This is a genomic window from Catenuloplanes japonicus (assembly GCF_000717135.1).
Classification (GTDB): domain Bacteria; phylum Actinomycetota; class Actinomycetes; order Mycobacteriales; family Micromonosporaceae; genus Catenuloplanes; species Catenuloplanes japonicus.
The window spans coordinates 151,680-170,487 of record NZ_JNXY01000020.1; the positions used below are offsets into that span (position 1 = coordinate 151,680).

An 18,808-nucleotide genomic window follows, 5' to 3' on the forward strand; every position below is an offset into this window, starting at 1 on the left:
AAGGCGCGGGAGGCTGTGCATGGGGATCGAGTATCGGCTGAGCCTCGCCGGGCGCCGGTCGTCCGCGGCGGTGGCGGCGCGCGCGATGCCGGAGCTCGCACCGGGCCTGTCGAGCGCGGGCTCGTCGAGCGCGGGCCTGTCGAGCGCGGGCCTGGTGGGCGCGGATCTGCTGAGCGTGGATCTGTATCGGAGCCATGGTTTCTGTCTCACGATCGTGTCCCGGGACCGGGGGCTGGTCGACCTCGGCCCGGACGGCTGGGAACTCGGCGCGCACACCACGGTCAGCTTCGACATGGAGAAGAACGTGGAGTTCGACCGCTCCGCGCAGTCGCTGCGGACCATGCTGACCGTGGTCGGCCGGGTGCTGGAGACCGGCGCGGAGGATGCCGCCCTGGTGCTGAACGGGGACGTCGTGCTGCTGACCCGCGTCGCCGGCACGCTGGTCAAGTATCGGCGTGCCGACTGGTGGGACCACTACTCCGGCCTGCACGCGGTGATCCGCGGCTGATCACCGCCACGTCACTCGAAGCGCTCGCCCCGCTCCGCCTTCTCCAGCAGCAGGCGCGGCGGGGTGAAACGGTCGCCGTAGCGCTCGGCCAGCTCGCGGGCGCGGGTGACGAAACCGGGGAGGCCGCCCTCGTACTGGTTGATGTACTGCAGGACGCCGCCGGTCCAGCCCGGGTAGCCGATGCCGAGGATCGAGCCGATGTTGGCGTCGGGGACCGAGGTGAGCACGCCCTCGTCCAGGCACTTCACGGACTCGATCGCCTCGATGAAGAGCATCCGCTCCTTCAGGTCCTCGAACGGGATCGCGGCACCGGGCTTCGCGTAGGACGCGAGGCCGGGCCACAGCCGGGTGCGCGTGCCGTCCTCGTACTCGTAGAAGCCCGCGCCGCCGGACCGGCCGGGCCGGCCCGCGTCGATGAGCTGGTCGATGACCGCGTCCGCGGGGTGCGGTGCCCAGGCGGCACCGGCGGCCGCGGCGTTCTCCCGGCGGATGCGCTGCGGGAGCGTGAGCGTCAGCTCGTCCATCAGCTGCAGGACCGGCGCGGGATAGCCCGCCTGGCTGCTGGCCTGCTCGATCGACGGTGCCGGGATGCCCTCGGCCAGCATCGCGATGCCCTCGTTGGTGAACGTGCCGATCACCCGGCTGGTGAAGAAGCCGCGGCTGTCGTTGACCACGATCGGCGTCTTGCGCAGCCGGCGGACCACCGCGAGCGCGCGGCGCACGGCGTCGTCGCCGGTGTGCTCACCGCGGATGACCTCGACCAGCGGCATCTTGTCGACCGGGGAGAAGAAGTGCAGCCCGACGAAGTCGGCCTGGCGGCGCACCCCCTCGGCGAGCATGGTGATCGGCAGCGTGGACGTGTTGGAGCAGAGCAGCGCATCCGGCGCGACCACGCCCTCGATCTCGGCGAAGACCTTGTGCTTGAGCGCGGGGTCCTCGAAGACGGCCTCGATCACCACGTCCACCCCGGACAGCGCGGCCGGATCGTCCGCCGGGGAGATCCGGGACAGCAGCTCCGCGCCGGCGGCCTCGGTGAGCCGGCCGCGGGAGACCGCCTTCGCCACCAGGCGCTGGGAGTAGCCGAGGCCGCGGGCGGCCGCGTCCACCGACACGTCCTTGAGCACCACGTCGAGCCCGGCCTTGGCGCACACGAACGCGATCGCGGCGCCCATCATGCCGGCGCCGAGCACGCCGACCCGGTGCGCGGGTGGCACGTCGCCGACGTCGCGGGCATTCGCCGCATTCAGGTCGAAGAAGAACGCCTGGATCATGTTCTTCGCGATCTGGCCGGTGACCAGCTCCACGAAGTATCGATTCTCGATCACGAACGCGGTCTCCACGTCGACCTGCGCGCCCTCGACGGCGGCGGCCAGAATGTTGCGCGGCGCGGGGTAGGGCGCGTTCTTCAGCTCCTTGCGCAGCGTGGCCGGGAACGCGGGCAGCATCGCCGCGAGCGAGGGCGACGACGGCGTACCCCCGGGGATCCTGAAGCCCTTGACGTCCCACGGCTGGGCCGCGCCGGGATTCGCGTGGATCCACGCGCGGGCGGCGGGGAGCAGGTCGTCGGCGGCCGGGACCAGCGCGGAGATCAGCCCGAGCTCGTGGGCCGCGGCCGCGCGGTGCCGGTTGCCGCGCAGCAGCACCTGGGTCAGCGCGGTGGTCAGGCCGAGCAGGCGGACGGTGCGCACCACGCCGCCGGCACCGGGCAGCAGACCGAGCGTGACCTCGGGAAAGCCGACCTCGATCGTCGGGTCGTCGACCGCGATCCGGTGGTGACAGGCCAGCGCCAGCTCCAGGCCGCCGCCGAGCGCGGATCCGTTCAGCGCCGCGACGACCGGGCGGCCCAGCGTCTCCAGCCGGCGGAACTGCGCCTTCACGAACGCGGCCCGCGCGAACGACTCCGCCCCCTGACCCGGGCCGGGCGTGCGGAGCTGGTCGAGGTCGCCGCCGGCGAAGAAGGACCGCTTCGCGGACACGAACACCACGCCGGTGACGGTGTCGCGCTCCGCCTCCAGCCGGGTGACGGTCTGCTCCATGCTCTCCAGGTAGGCCGCATTCATGGTGTTGGCGGCGCGGGCGGGGTCGTCCAGCGTCAGGACGACGATGCCGTCGTCCTCGCGGTCCCAGCGGATGGTGGACGTCATGTCAGGCCTCCTAGAGTCGCTCGACGATCGTGGCGATGCCCATGCCGCCGCCGATGCAGAGCGTGACCAGGCCGTATCGGCCGCCGCGCCGCTCCAGCTCGTCGACGATCGTGCCGAGCAGCATCGCGCCGGTCGCGCCGAGCGGATGGCCCATGGCGATCGCGCCGCCGTTGACGTTGACGCGCTCGGGGTCGAGCTTCAGGTCGTCGACGTAGTGCAGCACCACGGCCGCGAACGCCTCGTTGATCTCGACCAGGTCGAGGTCGTCGACGGTCAGGCCGGCGAGGTCGAGCGCCTTCCGCGAGGCGGGGGCCGGGCCGGTCAGCATGATCGTCGGATCTGCGCCGCTGAGCGCCGCGGAGACGATGCGCGCCCTGGGCGTCATGCCGGCCCGCTCGCCCGCGGCCTGCGATCCGACCAGCACCAGCGCGGCGCCGTCCACGATGCCGGACGAGTTGCCCGCGTGGTGCACATGGTCGATGCGCTCGACCCAGTGGTACTTCTGCAGCGCCACCGCGTCGAACCCGCCCTGCGCGCCGATCTGCGCGAACGACGGCTTCAGGCCGCCCAGACCCTCCAGCGTGGACTCGGCGCGGAGGTGCTCGTCGTGGTCGAGGATCGGCAGGCCGTTGCGGTCGCGCACCGGCACGACGCTCCTGGCGAACCGCCCCTCGGCCCAGGCCTGAGCCGCTCTCGCCTGCGATCGGAGCGCGAACCGGTCCACATCCTCCCGGGAGAAGCCGTCGATCGTGGCGATCAGGTCGGCGCTGATGCCCTGCGGGATGAAGTCGGTCCTCAGGCTGGTCTCCGGGTCGAGCGCCCAGGCACCGCCGTCCGACCCCATCGGCACGCGGGACATCGACTCCACGCCACCGGCCAGCACCAGCTCCTCCCAGCCGGAGCGGACCTTCTGCGCCGCGATGTTCACCGCCTCGAGCCCGGAGCCGCAGAACCGGTTGACCTGCACGCCCGCGACCGTCGGCGGCAGGCCGGCCGCGATCGCCGCGGTCTTGGCCAGGTCGGAGCCCTGATCGCCGAGCGGGGACACGATGCCGAGCACCACGTCGTCGATGCGCTCCGGATCGACGCCGGGGAAACGGCGGCGCAGCTCGTCGATCAGGCCGACGACGAGTGAGATCGGTTTGACCCCGTGCAGCGAGCCGGTCTTCTTGCCGCGGCCGCGCGGGGTGCGCACCGCGTCGTAGATGAACGCCTCGGTCATCGAAGCCTCCCGGTGTGTGCGAACCGCCGTTAACTTTCCGCGACGTTTCGCCTCTGTGTCAAGCACTTCAACAATTCACCGGTGCGAAGCGTGCCTCACCGGCGGTAAGCTTCCGCCGGTGCGCAGCGCAGACACGATCGACCCGTCCCGGCGGCGGCCGAAGAACCGCAAGGACCAGATAGCCCTGGTCGCGGCCGAATTGTTCTGCGCACGGGGCTACCACCGCGTCGGCATCGACGAGATCGCGGCCGCGGTCGGCATCAGCGGCCCGGCCGTCTACCGGCACTTCCCCGGCAAGTACGCCATCCTGGTCTTCGCCACGCGCAGCCTGATCACGCGCGTGCTGGAGGCGGTGGAGTCGGACGAGGCCGATCCCGGGGCCCGGCTGGACGCGCTGCTCACGGCGCTGGCCAGGGTCGCGGTCGAGGGCCGCAACGTCGGCGGCCTCTACCAGTGGGAGTGGCGCTACCTGGAGATCGTGCACCGCGCCGAGTTCGCGGAGGGCCAGGAGGCGCTGGCGCGCCGCTTCGTCGTACCCCTGATGGCGCTTCGGAAAGATCTTGATGTGAAGGCCGCGTCCGCGCTGGTCCGGGCGTTGCTGAGCGTCTTCGCCAGCCTCTCGACGCACCGCGCCGCGATCGCGCGCGGCCGTGCCGAGGAGACGTTGCGCCGCGTCGGTCTCGCGCTGCTGCGCGCCGAGCCGCCCGTGCCCCGCCCCCTGACCAAGAAGCCCAGACCAGATCAAGATCCCGCGGGGGTACGCCCGGGAGCGCGCCGCGAGCTCGTCCTGGCCGAGGCGATCCGGCTGTTCCACCGGTACGGCTACCACGCGGTGGGGATGGGGGACATTGCGCGCGGGGTGGGCATCAACGCATCAAGCGTGTACCGGGTGTTCCCCGGCAAGGCGGACATCCTGGCCGCCGCGTTCTACCGTGCCTCCGAGCGGGTGTCCGAGGCGACCACGGTCGCGCTGGACGGCGCCGTCGACGCGGCGGACGCGTTGCGCAGGCTGACCGAGTCCTACGTGGAGCTGACGTTCGAGCGCAGCGACCTGGTCTCCGTCTACCTCGCGGAGAACAGCAACCTGCCCGGCGGCGACCGGCACGAGCTGCGCAAGGTGCAGCGGCTGCACGTGGAGGAGTGGGTGCGGCTGCTGACCGAGGTGCGGCCGGAGCTGCCGGCGCCGGAGGCCCGGGTGCTGGTGCATGCGGCGCTCAACCTGGTGACCGATCTGAGCCGGTGGGTCCGCTTCGACCGGCGTACCGGCATGGACGCGCACCTGGTCCGGCTAGCGATGCTGATCATGACAGCGTGAAGTTAATCCCGATTCGCGGCCTCCGAACGCGTCAGCGTGACCGATCGAGCAGAATCGCTTCCCTCGGAAGTTAACCGGCGTTTACAGTCTCGACATGAGCGACGCGTCCCCGTCCGTCCCTGCGCCGCCGTCCTCGGCCCGGCGCCGAAGGAGGCTACCGCTATGCCGTCCACCGTCGACACCGCCGACCGTGCCGCACGCTGCGCCGAGACCGCGCGCGGCCTGACCGTCCCGCACCTGCTGCACCGCAACGCCACCGAGTTCGCCGGCCTGCCCGCGCTGACCTCCCTCGGCGCGGCCGACACGCTCACCTGGTCCGCGCTGCGCGACCGGGTCGCCCGCACCGCCCGCGGTCTCGAAGCGCTGGGCCTCGGCGCCGGCGACCGCATGCTGATCAACATGTCGGCCCGGCCCGAGCACTGGATCACCGACCTCGCCGCCGTGCACCTCGGCGCGATCCCCTCCACGGTCTACGCGACGCTCAGCCCCGACCAGCTCGGCTACCTCGCCCGCCACAGCCGCGCCGAGATCGTGGTGCTGGAGGGCGACGCGGAGCTGGCCCGCTGGGCGCCCATCCTCGCCGAGGTCCCCACGATCCGCCACGTGGTGACCGTCTCCGGCCCGCCCTCGCCCGACGGCCGCGTGGTCACGCTGGCCGGCCTGGAGTCCGCCGGCGCGGCCGCGCACCGGGCCGATCCGGGCGCGTTCGAGAAGCGGTGGCGCGAGGTCCAGCCCGGCCAGCCGGTCACGATGCTCTACACGTCCGGCACCACCGGCGACCCCAAGGGTGTCGTGCTCACCCACCACAACGTCGTCGCGCAGTGCGTGCTGATCGCAGACTCGATCGACTCGCCCGACCATCCGACCTCGCTGGCCTACCTGCCGCTCGCCCACATCGCGGAGCGGATCCTCGGCATCTACAACCCGCTCTACCGCGCCGGTCACGTGACGATCTGCCCTGACCAGAAACAGCTGCTCGCCGCGCTGATCGCGGTCCGGCCCACCTCCTTCTTCGGCGTGCCGCGCGTCTGGGAGAAGATGGTGGCCGGCGTGCAGGCACAGATCGCCGCCGTCGATCAGAGCGTGCGCACCGCGTTCGAGACGGCCAGCAGCCTCGCGCTGGAGAGTTACCGGCTGCGCGCCGCCGGCACCCCGGTCCCGCCCGAGCTCGCCGCCCGCGCCGCCGCGCTCGACGAGGCGGTGTTGCGCCCGCTGCGGGCCAGACTCGGGCTCGACAACCTGATCTGGGCGGGCAGCGGCGCCGCGCCGATCCCGGTGCCCGTGCTGCTCTACCTGGCCGGCCTCGGCATCGACGTCTTCGAGGTCTGGGGCATGACCGAGACCGCCGGCACCTGCACGCTCAACGTGAAAGAGGCGTTCAGCACCGGCAGCGTCGGCCGCGCCTACCCCGGCATGGAGGTGCGGCTGGCGGAGGACGGCGAGATCCTGGTCCGCGGCCCGCTGGTCTGCGCCGGCTACCTCGCGGCGGACGGCAGCGTCGACCCGGTGACCGATGCGGAGGGCTGGCTGGCCACCGGCGACGTCGGCGTGCTGGACGACGGCTTCCTCACCATCACCGACCGGAAGAAGGAGCTGATCATCAGCTCCGGCGGCAAGAACATCTCGCCCGCCCAGATCGAGTCGCTGCTGCGGGCCCACCCGCTGATCGGCCAGGCCGTGGCCATCGGCGACCGCCGGCCCTACGTCACCGCGCTCATCGTCCTCGACGAGGAGATCGCACCCCTCTGGGCCCAGGCCAGGGGCCTGCCCGACGTCTCCATCCCCGGTCTGGCCGCCGACCCGCTGCTCCGCGCCGAGATCACGGCCGCGGTCGACGCCGCCAACGCGAAACTCGCCCGCCCCGAGCAGGTCAAGGCGTTCCGCATCATGCCCGCCCCCTGGTCCCCCGAGTCCGGCGAGCTGACCCCCACGCTCAAACTCCGCCGTCGCATCGTCTCCACCCTCCATGCCGACGCCATCGACGCCCTCTACGACACCCCGTCCCCCACCTGACCCGCCGCCACCCGACGCCGCGCCGCCTGGTTCCCGTCCGGCCCTCCCGCCGACGCCGGCCGCGGCTTCGGAGCGTCGGCGAGCCTGCCCCGCGCGGCGGGCCTGCCCCGCGCGGCGGGCCTGTGCGCACGGCGAAGCCGTTCGCACGGCAAGGCCGTTCGCACGGCAAGGCCGTTCGCACGGCAAGGCCGTTCGCACGGCAAGGCCGTTCGCACGGCAAGGCCGTTCGCACGGCGAGGTCGTTCGCACGGCGGGGCTGTGCGCGGCGCGGGGCTGTGCGCGCGGCGAGGTCGTTCGCAGGGCAGAGCTGTCCGTGCGGCGGGGGCGTCCGTGCGGCGGGGCCGTTCGCACTGCGACCGCCTGGCTGATACGGGCCGGCCCTGTCCTGCGGAAAAGCGGTGCTACCTGCGGGGCAGGCCGGGTCGGCTGGTGCTTGGCCGTGCCGGGACCGCGGAGTCCTCAGCCGACCGGGAGGTCGACCGGGGAGGGATCGGTGCGGTCGGCCGCTCGGCGTTCCCTGCGGTCGGCGAGTGTCATCTGTATTCGCGCGGCGCTGAGCGCACCGGCTATCCGCAACGGAGGGATGACCAGGGACATCAGGATTCTGACGAGACGGGCGAAACGGCGGAGACGGCGCTCCTGGTCCGTGGACCAGGACAGGCCGAGGCGGTCGCGCATCACCTGGGGGAGCGCGCCTGCCAGGACCAGGAACGCCAGTCGGCCGGTGGCGGCGCCGAGCGGACGCCAGACGACGTCCGGTACGTGCCGCCAGGGCTTCTTCGGCCGGCGGACGCTGTCGATCACGTCCCAGACCGCCTGGTTGTCCTCCAGGCGGTGCAGGACGCGGTCGTCGTAGTAGGCGCGGAAGCCCGCCCAGTCCGCGGGGAGGTGGTGCTCGCGCAGGCCGAGGAGCAGGCCGACCTGGCGCATCTCCGCGTAGTACTCGGCGGTCTGCGCGTCGGTGAGCGGACGACCGAAGATCCGGTGCGAGTCGACGCCGCCCTGGACCAGGGTGGCGTGCACCCACAGGTAGGCCTCCGGGTTGAGCGCGTGGTAGCGGCGGCCCTGCCCGTCCACACCCTTGATCTTCTCGTGCATGTGCCGGAGCCGGGCGGACTCGCGGGCGGCGCCGCGCCGGCCGCCGTAGATCAGGGTGGAGAGCGAGAGGTAGGTGCGGATCAGGCGCTGCCACGGCTCGTCGCGGTAGTTCGAGTGCTGGAGCACGCCCGCGCCGACCACCGGATGCGCCACCTGGAGCACCAGTAGCGGCGGCCCGAGCAGCATGTTCCGCGAGTCACCGAAGTACCGCCAGACCACCGACCCGCGCTCCGGGACCTTCACTTCCGTCGGCATGTCGCGCCTCTCCCTGCCTTCCTGCTCAACCTCTGACAACAATGCGCCTGGTCATTGCCCGCCGCCCGGCGGGGACGGGGCTCGGTTCAGGTGGGGACGGCGTTGCGGATCGCGGCGGCGACCACCTCGATCGCGGTGGCGCGGATGGTGTCGAGGTCGTTCTCGCCGCCGAGGGGGCGACTGCCGGTGGCGAGCGAGACCACCGCGTCGCCGTCGAAGCGGGTGTGCGAGGGATGCAGCGCGCGTGCCATGCCGTCGTGCCCGCTCTGCGCGAGCAGCAGGCCTGCGGTCTTGTCCAGCGCCGCATCCGTCACCACCACGACGAGCGTGGTGTTCTCCCGCCCCGACCCCGTCCCCGGTCCGAAGGCGGGCCTCACCGGCGCCGGAGCGTCACCAGGCGACGCGGTCCCGAGCTGATCGGCGGCCGGCCCCGCCGGCCCGACAGCCGTCGCGCCGTCCGGGGAGGCCACAGACGCGGGAGGCACCTCGCTCGGCGCGGCAACCGGCGCGGCGGGCCCGGTGGGCGTGCCCGGCGGCGCGGCGGGCCCGGTGGGCGTGCCCGGCGGCGCGGCGGGCCCGGTGGGCGTGGCCGGCGGCGTGGCATGTGCGGCGGACGGTGCAGCCGACGTAGCGGGCGTGGCATGCGGCTCGGCGAGCGTGGCGGGCAGGTGGGCGGGTGCGGGGGCCTCGGGGGCAGCGGCCCCGGGAGCGGGGATGATCGAGCCGAGGGCGTTGACCACGGCGAAGGCGGTCACGACCGCGCCGCTGGGGTCGAGTGCGGAGGCGGCGCCGAAGCCGCCGGGGTCGAGGCGCCCGTGCCAGCGGCCGCTGGCGGCTCCGGTGCCGGCGCCGACGCGACCGGTCGGGACCGTCCCGCCGATCGAGGACAGGGCGTCGAGGAGCGCGGACCGGCCGGCGGCGGCGTCCGGCGGGGTGGTGGCTACCGAGGCGTCGAAGATGGACATGCCGACCACGATCGGGACCGGGCCGTGCGCGGTCGGGAAGCCCTCGCCGCGGGACCGGAGTTCGCGCATCACGCCGTCCGCCGCGGCCAGCCCGAAGGCGGAGCCGCCGGAGAGCACCACCGCGTCCACCCGGTCGACCATCCGCTCCGGCTTGAGCAGCTCGAACTCCCGCGTCGCGGGCGCGCCGCCACGCACCTCGCCGGACCCGACGGTGCCGGCCGGCGGCAGCACGACCGTGACGCCGGTACCGTCGCCGGTCCAGTGACCGACCCGGACTCCCGCCGGCAGGCGCACGGTGGTGATCCACGCGGATCCGCCGTCGGCCGAGGCCGCGACCGCGGCGTCAGGTCCATGGCCGGTTGTGATCGTCGCGCCGAGCCCACTGCCGGACGCGACGGCCGGGCCGGAATCCCGCGAGGCCCGACCGGCATCCGGCGAAGGCCGATCGTCCGCGGGGGACGTGCCCCCAGCGGCAGCGGGCACACCCGCCGCCGGTCTCGGCGGGAACTGGTCGGCGTCGTCACGATCGGAGCCCATGTCCGCGATGGTATGCGCGGGTGGTGCGATCCGGCCCTGCCCTCCACAGTCGTGCACCGAATGCACACCACCTGCACACCTCACAGATCCGGCCGCGGCGGCCGCAGGCAGTGTGTGGGAATGTCCGCCGGTGGGGGAGGCGCGCCCAGGTCGGACGGCCGGTAGCCCGACGGGTAGCCGGGATAGGTCCGGTTCGCGGGCGCCACGGCCAGCACCGGCACCGTCCGCGCCGGGAGGCACCAGCGCACCGTCCGCGCCCGCGCCCGCAGCCCGGCACGTCCCAGCAGCCCGACCACGGCCGGCGCCGGGCGCAGGCCGAACGCGCGCAGCATCGGCGGGTCCAGCATCCCGCGCACGGCCAGTCGCACGGCCGGGCGAAGGAATCCCGGGAACCACGCGGCGAACAGGCCGACCGTGTACGCCCCGATCTCCCGGTTGCTCTCCGCGAAAACGAAGCGGCGCGACTCGTACCCCTCCTTGAAGCTCTTGAACGAGGCATAGGAATCGGGGATGTCACGGATCCCCATCCGCGTGCCGACCTCGCGGTAATAGTGATAGGCGGCGAGCCGTTCGTGCGAATGCAGCCGCCGCCACCCGTAGCGATCCACCCAGGTGATCGGGTCGTAGACGAACGTCGACAGCACGTACAGCATGTCGTCGTTGGAGATGGCGTAACGGCCGTGCGCGCGGTTGACGACGCGCAGTGCTTCCCGTCCGCGCGGCGAATCGTAGCCGTGCGCCGCGATCTCGGCCATCAGAATGGCGGTGTCGTCATAGCGCTGCTGCGGCCGGACGCGGAATTCACCGGTGGCCGACAGCAATGCCGAGATCGAGGGCACGCAGTACGTCCGGAACAGCCCGAACTCCAGCGCCCGCGTGTAGTCCCAGGGGAATTCCAGGCCGGCGGAGATGCGGTAGATCTCCTGGTGATCACGGACCGGGTCGAGCCGTTCGATTTCCCGCAGCCACCGGTATCGGTCGCGCATGACGCCTCCACAAGAGAATTCACAGTCCGAGCGACCGGCCGATGACCTCCTTCATGATCTCGGTCGTCCCGCCGTAGATGGTCTGGACGCGAGAGTCGAGGTACGCCCGTGCGACCGGGTACTCACGCATGTATCCGTACCCTCCGTGCAACTGCAGACAGCGGTCCACGACACGCTGTTGCAGCTCGGTCGTCCACCATTTCGCCATGGCCGCGTCCGCCGCGGACAGATCCGGCGTGACCAGGCACCGGTCGACGAAGACGCGGCCGAGCTGCAATTCGGTGGCGATTTCGGCGAGCACGAATCGGCTGTGCTGGAATCGTCCGATCGGGCGGCCGAACGCCTCCCGCTCCCGGCAGTATTCGAGCGTGATCCGGAAGATCTCCTCGGCCGCGGCCATGGCGGCGACCGCGATGGAGAGCCGCTCGGCGGGCAGGTTCTGCATCAGATATGCGAATCCCATGCCCGGCGAGCCCAGCACATTGGAGTCCGGCACGCGTACGTCCGAGAAGAACAGCTCCGCCGTGTCCTGCGCGTGCATCCCTATCTTGTCCAGGTTGCGGCCGCGGGTGAAGCCCGGCATGTCCCGCTCGACCACCAGCAGACCGATGCCGCGGTGCCCCGCAGCAGGGTCCGTGCGCGCGGCCACGATGATCAGGTCGGAGATGATGCCGTTGCTGATGAACGTCTTCTGCCCGTTGAGCACCCAGTCGTCGCCGTCGCGGACCGCGACGGTCCGCATGCCCTGCAGGTCGCTGCCGGCGCCCGGCTCGGTCATCGCGATCGCCGTGATGATCTCCCCGGTGCAGAACCCGGGCAGCCACCGCTCCTTCTGCGCGGGGCTCGCCAGCGACGTCAGGTACGGCCCGACGATGTCGTTGTGCAGCGAGAACGCGGGCCCGGTAGCCCCGGCGCGCGCCAGCTCCTCGACGAGCACCGCGTTGAACCGCAGGTCGGCCGTGCCCCCGCCGCCGTACTCGGACGGCACGAAGAAGCCGAGCAGTCCGGCCCGCCCGGCCGCGGTCCAGACCGCCCGGTCGACGATGCCGTCCCGTTCCCACCGCGCGTGGTGCGGCACGATCTCCTTCGCCACGAACGTGGCCACCAGCTGCCGGAACGCGTCGTGATCCGCGTCGAAGATCTCCCGCTTCACGAGCCCAGCCCCCATTCGGTGAGTACGTCGTCGGTGTCCCGTCCGGGCAGCGCCGGTGGCCGGCCGAGCGTGGCCGGCGTGCGGGAGAAGCGGGGCGCCGGCGCGGGCTGCACCACGCCGTCCCGCTCGGCGAAAGTCCCACGTGCGGCCAGATGGGCGTCGTGGGGCGCCTCCGCGAGCGAGAGGACCGGGGCCACGCACGCGTCGCTGCCCGCGAAGACCTTCGACCATTCCTCACGGGTACGCCCGGCGAACGCAGCCGCGACGCGTGAGCGCAGCGTCCCGTCCGTCTGGGAGACCGGCGCGATCCCGAGCAGTCGTGCGAACTCCTCGAAGAACCGGGGCTCCAGCGCGCCCACCGCCATGTGCCCGCCGTCCGCGGTCTCGTACACGTCGTAGAACGGCGCGCCGGTGTCCAGCAGGTTCACCCCGCGCTCGTCCCGCCACGCGCCGGACGCCAGCAGCCCGGACAGCATCGTGGTCAGGTGCGCGGCACCGTCGACTACGGCCGCGTCCACCACCTGCCCCGTCCCGGACCGCAGCGCCGCCAGCACGCCCACCACCAGGTAGAGCGACCCGCCCGCGAAGTCGCCGAGCAGGTTCACCGGCACCTGCGGCGGCCCGCCCGCCCTGCCGATCGGGTGCAGCGCGCCGGAGAGCGCGAGGTAGCCGATGTCGTGCCCGGCCGTCCGCGCCAGCGGCCCGTCCTGCCCCCAGCCGGTCATCCGCCCGTAGACCAGGCGCGGGTTGCGGGCCAGTGCCGCCTCCGGTCCGACGCCGAGCCGTTCCGCGACGCCGGGCCGCCAGCCCTCGATCAGCACGTCCGCGCGGGCGGCCAGCGCCAGCACCCGGTCCACACCGGCCGGTGTCTTCAGGTCCGCGAGCACCGAGCGTTTGCCGCGGTTGAGCAGGTCGTACGCCGGATCGCCGGACAGCGGCGAGCCGGGGCCCGGCCGGTCGACGCGCACCACGTCCGCCCCCAGGTCGGCGAGCAGCATGGCGGCGAACGGCGCCGGCCCGATCCCGGCCAGCTCGACGACCCTGAGCCCGTCCAGCGGACCACTCACACCGTACCCCCTTATATTGCGATATTTGATAATGTGAACGGATGCTCGCGGAAGAAGTGGCCGCCGCGCTGCGGGCCCGGATCATGTCCGGCGAGCTGCGCCCCGGCGATCGCATCCGGCTCGAAGAGGTGGCCGGCCGGCTCGGCGTGAGCATCACGCCGGTGCGGGAGGCGTTGCTGCACCTGCGCGGCGAGGACATGGTCGAGCTGGAGCCGCGCCGTGGATACGTGGTGGCGCCGCTGTCCCGGCAGGACATCCGCGACGTGTTCCAGCTGCAGGGCGACATCGCCGGCGAGCTGGCCTCGCGCGTCGCCGCCCGGATCACGGACGGGCAGATCGCGCAGCTCACCGTGATGAATCGGGCCTTGACCCGCACCCGGGCGGCGGATCAGGTGGAGTCGCTGGAGTTCGACTTCCACCGGGCGGTGAACCGGATCGCGGAGGCGCGCAAGCTCAGCTGGTTCCTGCACACGGCCACGCGGTACACCCCGGCGCGCTTCTACTCCTCGGACGCGGGCTGGCTGCGCGGGATGCGCGAGGACCATGAGGTGCTGCTGGCCGCATTCACCTCACACGATGCGGATGCGGCACGCGCGGCGATGACGCGCCACTTCACGGACGGCGCCGATCGCCTGGTCAAACACCTCGACGGCCTGGGTGTCTGGTCCTGACATCCGTACCCCCAGATTTGATATTTGATATGCTACGGTCGATGTCAATGCCCTGCTGGACGCGGGAGAATTGACGATGAAGCTCGATCTTGTTGAGTTGACCGACGAGCAGAAGGCCTTCGCCGAGGCGCTCCGTGAGTTCAGCCGCCGCGAGGCCGGCACCCGGGCCCGCCGCGACGAGCTGACCGAGCACGGCAGGCACGCCCACCACCAGGGGCTCTACGAGAAGATGGCCGGGCTCGGCTGGCTCGGCGCCGGCGGCATGACCGACGCGTGCGTCTTCCTGGAGGAGACGGCCTACGGCATGCTGCCGATCGGCGGCTACACCACGTCGCTGATCGTCGCCGGCGCGGTCGAGCGGTTCGGCACCGACGCGCAGAAGGCGCACATCCGCAAGGGCCTGGAGGCCGGCCGCACCTACTCGATCTCCATGTCCGAGCCGGACGCCGGCTCCGACGTCGCCGCGCTCGCCTGCCGCGCGGCTCAGGACGACGACGGCTGGATCATCGACGGCCAGAAGACCTGGTGCTCCAACGCCCACTTCGCGGACGAGATCCTGCTGGTCGCGCGCACCGACGGCGCCCCCGGCGCGCACGACGGGCTCACCATGCTCCTCGTCCCGGCGGACGCGGCCGGTCTGCGGATCTCCGGCATCGACACGATGGGCGGCCGCGAGGTCAACGACCTGTGGTTCACCGGGTGCCGCGTCGCCGCGGACGCCGTGGTCGGCACGCCCGGCGCCGCCTGGAAACAGCTGATGGCCGGTCTCAACGTGGAGCGCCTCATCCTCGCGGCGGTCATGCTCGGCACCGCGCGCCGTGCGTTCGACGACGTGCTCGGCTACATCAGGGAGCGCCGCCAGTTCGGCCGGCCGATCGGCAGCTTCCAGGCGCTCCGCCACCGCATCGCGGACCTCGCGGTCGAGATCGAGTGCACCCGGCTGCTCGTCTACCGCACCGCGCAGCTGGTGGACCTCGACCCCGCGCGCGTGCTGCCCCGCGAGTCGTCCATGGTCAAGCTCAAGGCCACGGAGACGGCGCGCCGCGTCGCGCTGGACGGCATGCAGATGATGGGCGGCTACGGGTACGCGACCGAGTTCGACATGGAACGGCACGTGCGCGCCGCGCTGGTCTCCACGGTCTACGGCGGCACCAGCGAGATCCAGCGCGACATCATCGGCAAGACGTACGGGCTGTAGCCGTTTACCTCAGGCGCACGCGGGTAGCCAGACCTATCCGCAGGTCAGAGGGGGTTGATCGAGATGGGACTCCAGACGCTCGCCACCGGCATCGAGACCGCCGGGGTCCGCCTCACCGCCGACATCGTGATGCCGGCCGAGGCGATCGGCGTGGTGCTGTTCGCGCACGGCAGCGGCAGCTCACGGCACAGCCCGCGCAACACGGTCGTCGCGGAGGAGCTGCACCGCCGCCGCCTCGGCACCATCCTTCCCGACCTGCTGACCCGGGACGAGGGCGACCGCCGGTTCGACATCGGCCTGCTCGCGGACCGGCTGATCGGCATCATCGACTGGATCCAGGCGCAGGACTGGCGCCGCGGACAGCCGTACCAGGGCAATCACGAGCCCGACGTGCCGCCCGCGATCGGCCTCTTCGGCGCCAGCACCGGTGCCGCCGCCGCACTGGTGGCCGCGGCCGCGCGCCGCGACCTGGTCCGCGCGGTCGTCTCCCGCGGCGGACGCCCCGACCTGGCCGGGCCCGCGCTGGTCCAGGTGGCCGCGCCGACGCTGCTCGTCGTGGGTGAGCACGACCCCGAGGTCATGGCGCTCAACCGGGACGCCCGCACGCAGCTCACCACCGTCTCCGACCTGCTGATGATCCCCGGCGCGACGCACCTCTTCGAGGAGGAGGGCACGCTGGAACAGGTCTCGTCCGCGGCGTCGGTCTGGTTCGCCGACCATCTGCGCAAGGGCTGACGTGCGCTTCGCCGACCGCGTCGACGCCGCCCACCGGCTCACCGCCGAGGTGGCCGCGCACCTCGCCACGCTGCCCGCCACCCGCCCGCTGATCCTGGGACTCCCACGCGGTGGCGTACCGATGGCCGCGATCATCGCCCGCGCGGTCGGCGGCGACCTGGACCTGACCGTCGCCCGCAAGATCGGCGCGCCCGGACACCCGGAGTTCGGCATCGGCGCGGTCTCCGGCTCCGGCGACCCGATCTTCGACACGCGCTCGCTCGACCGCCTCGGCCTCGCCCCGCACGACCTGGCCCCCGACGTCGTCCGCGAACGTGCCGAGGTCCGCCGCCGCCTCGCCGCCTACCGCGGCACCCGCCCCGGCCTCTCCGTCACCGCCCGCGTCGTCATCCTGGTCGACGACGGCCTCGCCACCGGCGTCACCGCGCTCGCGGCCGTCCGCGCGCTGCGCGCCGACCACCCCGCCCACCTGGCCGTCGCCGTCCCCGTCTGCACGCCCGAGGCCCGCGCGCTGCTCCTCCGCGAATCCGACGCCGTCCTCTGCCTGCACTGCCCCGCCGACTTCCGCGCCGTCGGCGCCTACTACGACGACTTCACCCAGCTCACCGACGCCGACGTCCACGCCGCCCTCACACCCTGAACCCGCGCAGCAGATTTTTTGCTTCCGGCGTGGCCGCGGTCCGTATGCGCCCGCGGGCGCTCTGCTGATCTGGGGCCGAGCCACAGACCCCACGATCAGGATTTCCCGCTTCCGGCGTGGTCCGGCAGCGTTGCTCCCGCGGGCCAACCTCCGACGTGCCGAAGACTCCGCCGGCGCTCCGCTTCGGCCCGCCGATCGGAGCCGGTTCCGTCGTTGGTCACCCCAAGAGCCCGCGATTCCCGATCCCGTGGCTTCCCGGCCGCGCCGCCGGGATCGCTCGCCTGGGTCCGGGCGCTTCGCGCCCGAAGGCCTCGGCAGGCAATGTGAGATCAAATAGGCATTTATAATTTTAAATCAGTGCGGGGACCATGGTCGTCGGGAGGCTGATCGTCACGTGGGTGCCGGCGCCGAGCTCGGAGACCAGGGTGATGTCGCCGCCGTGGCCCTCGATGATGCTGCGGGTGATGGCGAGGCCGAGGCCGGAGCCCTGGATGGCCTGCTCGCTGGCGTTGGCGGCGCGGTAGAAGCGGCGGAAGAGGTTGGCCTGGTCGTCCGCGGGGATGCCCATGCCGGTGTCGCTGACCGTGATCTCGACCAGGTCGGGGCGGCCGGCCGGCAGCGCGCAGCGGATGATCACCTGGCCCTGGCTGGGGGTGAACTTGATCGCGTTGGAGAGCAGGTGGAGGACCGCGCGTTCGAGCAGTTCCGGGTTGCCGTCGACGTGCGCGTCACGGGCGCGGTTGTCGATGGTGAAGGACAGCCCGGCGCTGTCGGCCATCGGCGCGAGCGACGTGGCGGCCAGGTCGACCACGCTGGCGATGCGGACCGGGCGCTTGTCCAGCTCCTCGCCGGCCGATTCCACCTGGGAGAGCGTGAGCAGATCCTCGACCAGGTTGAGCAGCCGGCGCGCGTTGCGGTCGACGACGCCGAGCATGCGCTGCTGCGCGGACGGGATCGCGGACATGTCGTCCTGGATCGCCTCAAGATAGCCCTGGATGCTGGTCAGCGGCGTCCGCAGCTCGTGCGAGATGGTGGAGACGAACTCGTCCTTGTGCCGGTCGAGCGCCTGCAGTTCCCCGACCACGGCACGCTGCTGCGCGTAGAGCGCGGCGTGGTGCAGCGCCCGGTTCAGGTCCTCGACGACCAGGTCCAGCAGCTGGCGGTCGTCGTCCGTGACGTCGCGGCGCGGGTCGAGCTCGACGCTGATCACGCCGCGGGCCTCGTCCGTCACGCCGACCTGACGGCTGAGATCCTTCACCGGTACGGACCGGTCCAGCAGCATCGGCTCCAGGCCGGGCCGGTGCCACTGCGCGGCCCGCGGGGTGCCGCCGCCGAGCCGCACCCAGACGCGGTCGGCGCGCAGCGCGGTGCCGAGCCGGTCGACGACCTCCTGGAGGATGACGTCCGTCTCCAGCGCGTCGCCGATCGCGCTGCCGATCGCACGGGCCAGCGCGCGCGTCTCCAGCTGCTGGTGCTGGAGGCGGCGCAGGCGGTCGCTCTCCTCGGCGAGCGTGTTCAGCGACGTGCCGGCCTCGCGCAGCTCCGCGGGCCCGGAGACGCGGATGCGCGCGCCGTGCTCGGCCGCGGCGAGGCGGCGCAGCGTACGCGTGAGGTTCGTCAGCGGCATCGCCACGCCCCGCACCACGCGCACGGCCAGCACCAGCACGAACACGACGCTGACCAGCGACAGCACGGCGGTGGCGATGTCCAGGACCGGGACCAGCTCGCCGATCGTGCCGACCACCTGGCCCTGCTTGCCGGCCAGCCAGGCGGACGCCTCCCGGTTCGCCTCCCGGAACCGGTCGGACCACTGTTCGCCGACCGCGTCCCACGCCGTGCTCACGGCCGCGGGCCCGCCCGGCCCGGCCGCGATCGGCGCCGCGAACTCGGCCAGCCAGCGTTCGCCCAGCTCGCGCTCGGTCTGCAGCAGACGCCGGAGCGCGGGGTCCTCGGCGTGCCGCAGTGCCTCGTCGATCGCGGGCGCGAACTCGGCGGATCCCCGGTGGTACGAGTCGAGGAACCGCGCGTCCGCGGTCAGCTGATAGCCCCGGATGCCGGTTTCCGCGTCCGTGAGCGCCTGCAGCGCCCGTGTGTTCGCGGCCCCGGCCGGGTAGATCGTCTCGGTGAGGACGCGCGCCGACGCGGTCAGCTTGCCGATCATGACGCCGCGGACCACGCCGGCGACCAGCAGGAGCAGCGTGAGCACGGTGAACCCGACCACGAGCTGCCGGACCGCGGATCCACGCGGAGCACTACGCCACCATGCTGCGCGCATCTCTCTCCAGTCGTAGTGTGCCCTCC

Annotated in this window: 15 protein-coding genes; 7 read left to right on the forward strand and 8 right to left on the reverse strand. The window is 72.5% G+C overall.

Features of this window, described 5'->3' with window-relative positions; genetic code table 11:
* Positions 1–19: 19 nt before the first annotated feature.
* On the forward strand, positions 20–508 hold the full coding sequence (locus tag OP04_RS50125) for a SitI3 family protein (protein WP_051799071.1): 489 nt from the start codon (positions 20–22) through the stop codon (positions 506–508).
* 11 nt (positions 509–519) lie between these two features.
* Here the strand turns inward: OP04_RS50125 and OP04_RS26550 are convergent, their stop codons facing one another.
* Both OP04_RS26550 and OP04_RS26555 read right to left on the reverse strand, forming a co-directional pair.
* Entirely contained in the window at positions 520–2,652 is a 2,133-nt protein-coding gene (locus OP04_RS26550) for a 3-hydroxyacyl-CoA dehydrogenase NAD-binding domain-containing protein (RefSeq protein ID WP_033342540.1), read from the reverse strand.
* Between the two features lie 10 nt (positions 2,653–2,662).
* Positions 2,663–3,874, reverse strand: coding sequence for an acetyl-CoA C-acetyltransferase (locus OP04_RS26555; RefSeq protein ID WP_033342541.1), 1,212 nt, complete (start codon positions 3,872–3,874; stop codon positions 2,663–2,665).
* Positions 3,875–3,992: 118 nt separating this feature from the next.
* Here OP04_RS26555 and OP04_RS26560 point away from each other — a divergent pair, with 118 nt between their 5' ends.
* Both OP04_RS26560 and OP04_RS26565 read left to right on the forward strand, forming a co-directional pair.
* Positions 3,993–5,189 carry a TetR/AcrR family transcriptional regulator gene (locus OP04_RS26560; protein ID WP_033342542.1) on the forward strand — a complete coding sequence of 399 codons (1,197 nt, stop codon included), beginning with the start codon at positions 3,993–3,995 and terminating at the stop codon, positions 5,187–5,189.
* Between the two features lie 162 nt (positions 5,190–5,351).
* Entirely contained in the window at positions 5,352–7,202 is a 1,851-nt protein-coding gene (locus tag OP04_RS26565) for an AMP-dependent synthetase/ligase (RefSeq protein ID WP_033342543.1), read from the forward strand.
* A gap of 459 nt (positions 7,203–7,661) precedes the next feature.
* On the opposite strand, the gene OP04_RS26570 is transcribed toward OP04_RS26565, so the two are convergent.
* The 5 genes from OP04_RS26570 to OP04_RS26590 form a co-directional block, all read right to left on the reverse strand.
* Entirely contained in the window at positions 7,662–8,555 is an 894-nt protein-coding gene (locus tag OP04_RS26570; RefSeq protein ID WP_063746692.1) for an oxygenase MpaB family protein, read from the reverse strand.
* 86 nt (positions 8,556–8,641) lie between these two features.
* On the reverse strand, positions 8,642–10,057 hold the full coding sequence (locus OP04_RS26575) for a P1 family peptidase (RefSeq protein ID WP_051799072.1): 1,416 nt from the start codon (positions 10,055–10,057) through the stop codon (positions 8,642–8,644).
* 80 nt (positions 10,058–10,137) lie between these two features.
* The gene (locus OP04_RS26580; RefSeq protein WP_033342544.1) at positions 10,138–11,043 is read right to left on the reverse strand and encodes an oxygenase MpaB family protein; all 906 of its coding nucleotides are present in this window, start codon (positions 11,041–11,043) and stop codon (positions 10,138–10,140) included.
* A 19-nt stretch (positions 11,044–11,062) separates the two neighbouring features.
* Positions 11,063–12,196 (reverse strand): acyl-CoA dehydrogenase family protein, encoded by a 1,134-nt coding sequence (locus tag OP04_RS26585; protein WP_033342545.1) that lies wholly within the window; start codon positions 12,194–12,196, stop codon positions 11,063–11,065.
* Complete coding sequence (locus OP04_RS26590) at positions 12,193–13,263, reverse strand: CaiB/BaiF CoA transferase family protein (RefSeq protein ID WP_033342546.1); 1,071 nt, start codon at positions 13,261–13,263, stop codon at positions 12,193–12,195. Before OP04_RS26590 ends, OP04_RS26585 begins: the two co-directional genes overlap by 4 nt.
* A gap of 41 nt (positions 13,264–13,304) precedes the next feature.
* On the opposite strand from OP04_RS26590, the gene OP04_RS26595 reads away from it, so the two are divergent.
* From OP04_RS26595 to OP04_RS26610, 4 genes are all read left to right on the forward strand, one after another.
* A complete protein-coding gene (locus tag OP04_RS26595) occupies positions 13,305–13,934 on the forward strand; it encodes a GntR family transcriptional regulator (protein ID WP_033342547.1) in 630 nt (209 codons plus the stop codon).
* Between the two features lie 76 nt (positions 13,935–14,010).
* Complete coding sequence (locus OP04_RS26600) at positions 14,011–15,132, forward strand: acyl-CoA dehydrogenase family protein (RefSeq protein WP_033342548.1); 1,122 nt, start codon at positions 14,011–14,013, stop codon at positions 15,130–15,132.
* A gap of 63 nt (positions 15,133–15,195) precedes the next feature.
* A complete protein-coding gene (locus OP04_RS26605) occupies positions 15,196–15,867 on the forward strand; it encodes a dienelactone hydrolase family protein (RefSeq protein ID WP_033342549.1) in 672 nt (223 codons plus the stop codon).
* A gap of 1 nt (position 15,868) precedes the next feature.
* Positions 15,869–16,507, forward strand: a complete 639-nt coding sequence (locus OP04_RS26610; RefSeq protein ID WP_033342550.1) for a phosphoribosyltransferase — start codon at positions 15,869–15,871, stop codon at positions 16,505–16,507.
* A gap of 349 nt (positions 16,508–16,856) precedes the next feature.
* On the opposite strand, the gene OP04_RS50130 is transcribed toward OP04_RS26610, so the two are convergent.
* Positions 16,857–18,782, reverse strand: coding sequence for an ATP-binding protein (locus tag OP04_RS50130; protein WP_198153987.1), 1,926 nt, complete (start codon positions 18,780–18,782; stop codon positions 16,857–16,859).
* Between the last annotated feature and the right edge of the window lie 26 nt (positions 18,783–18,808).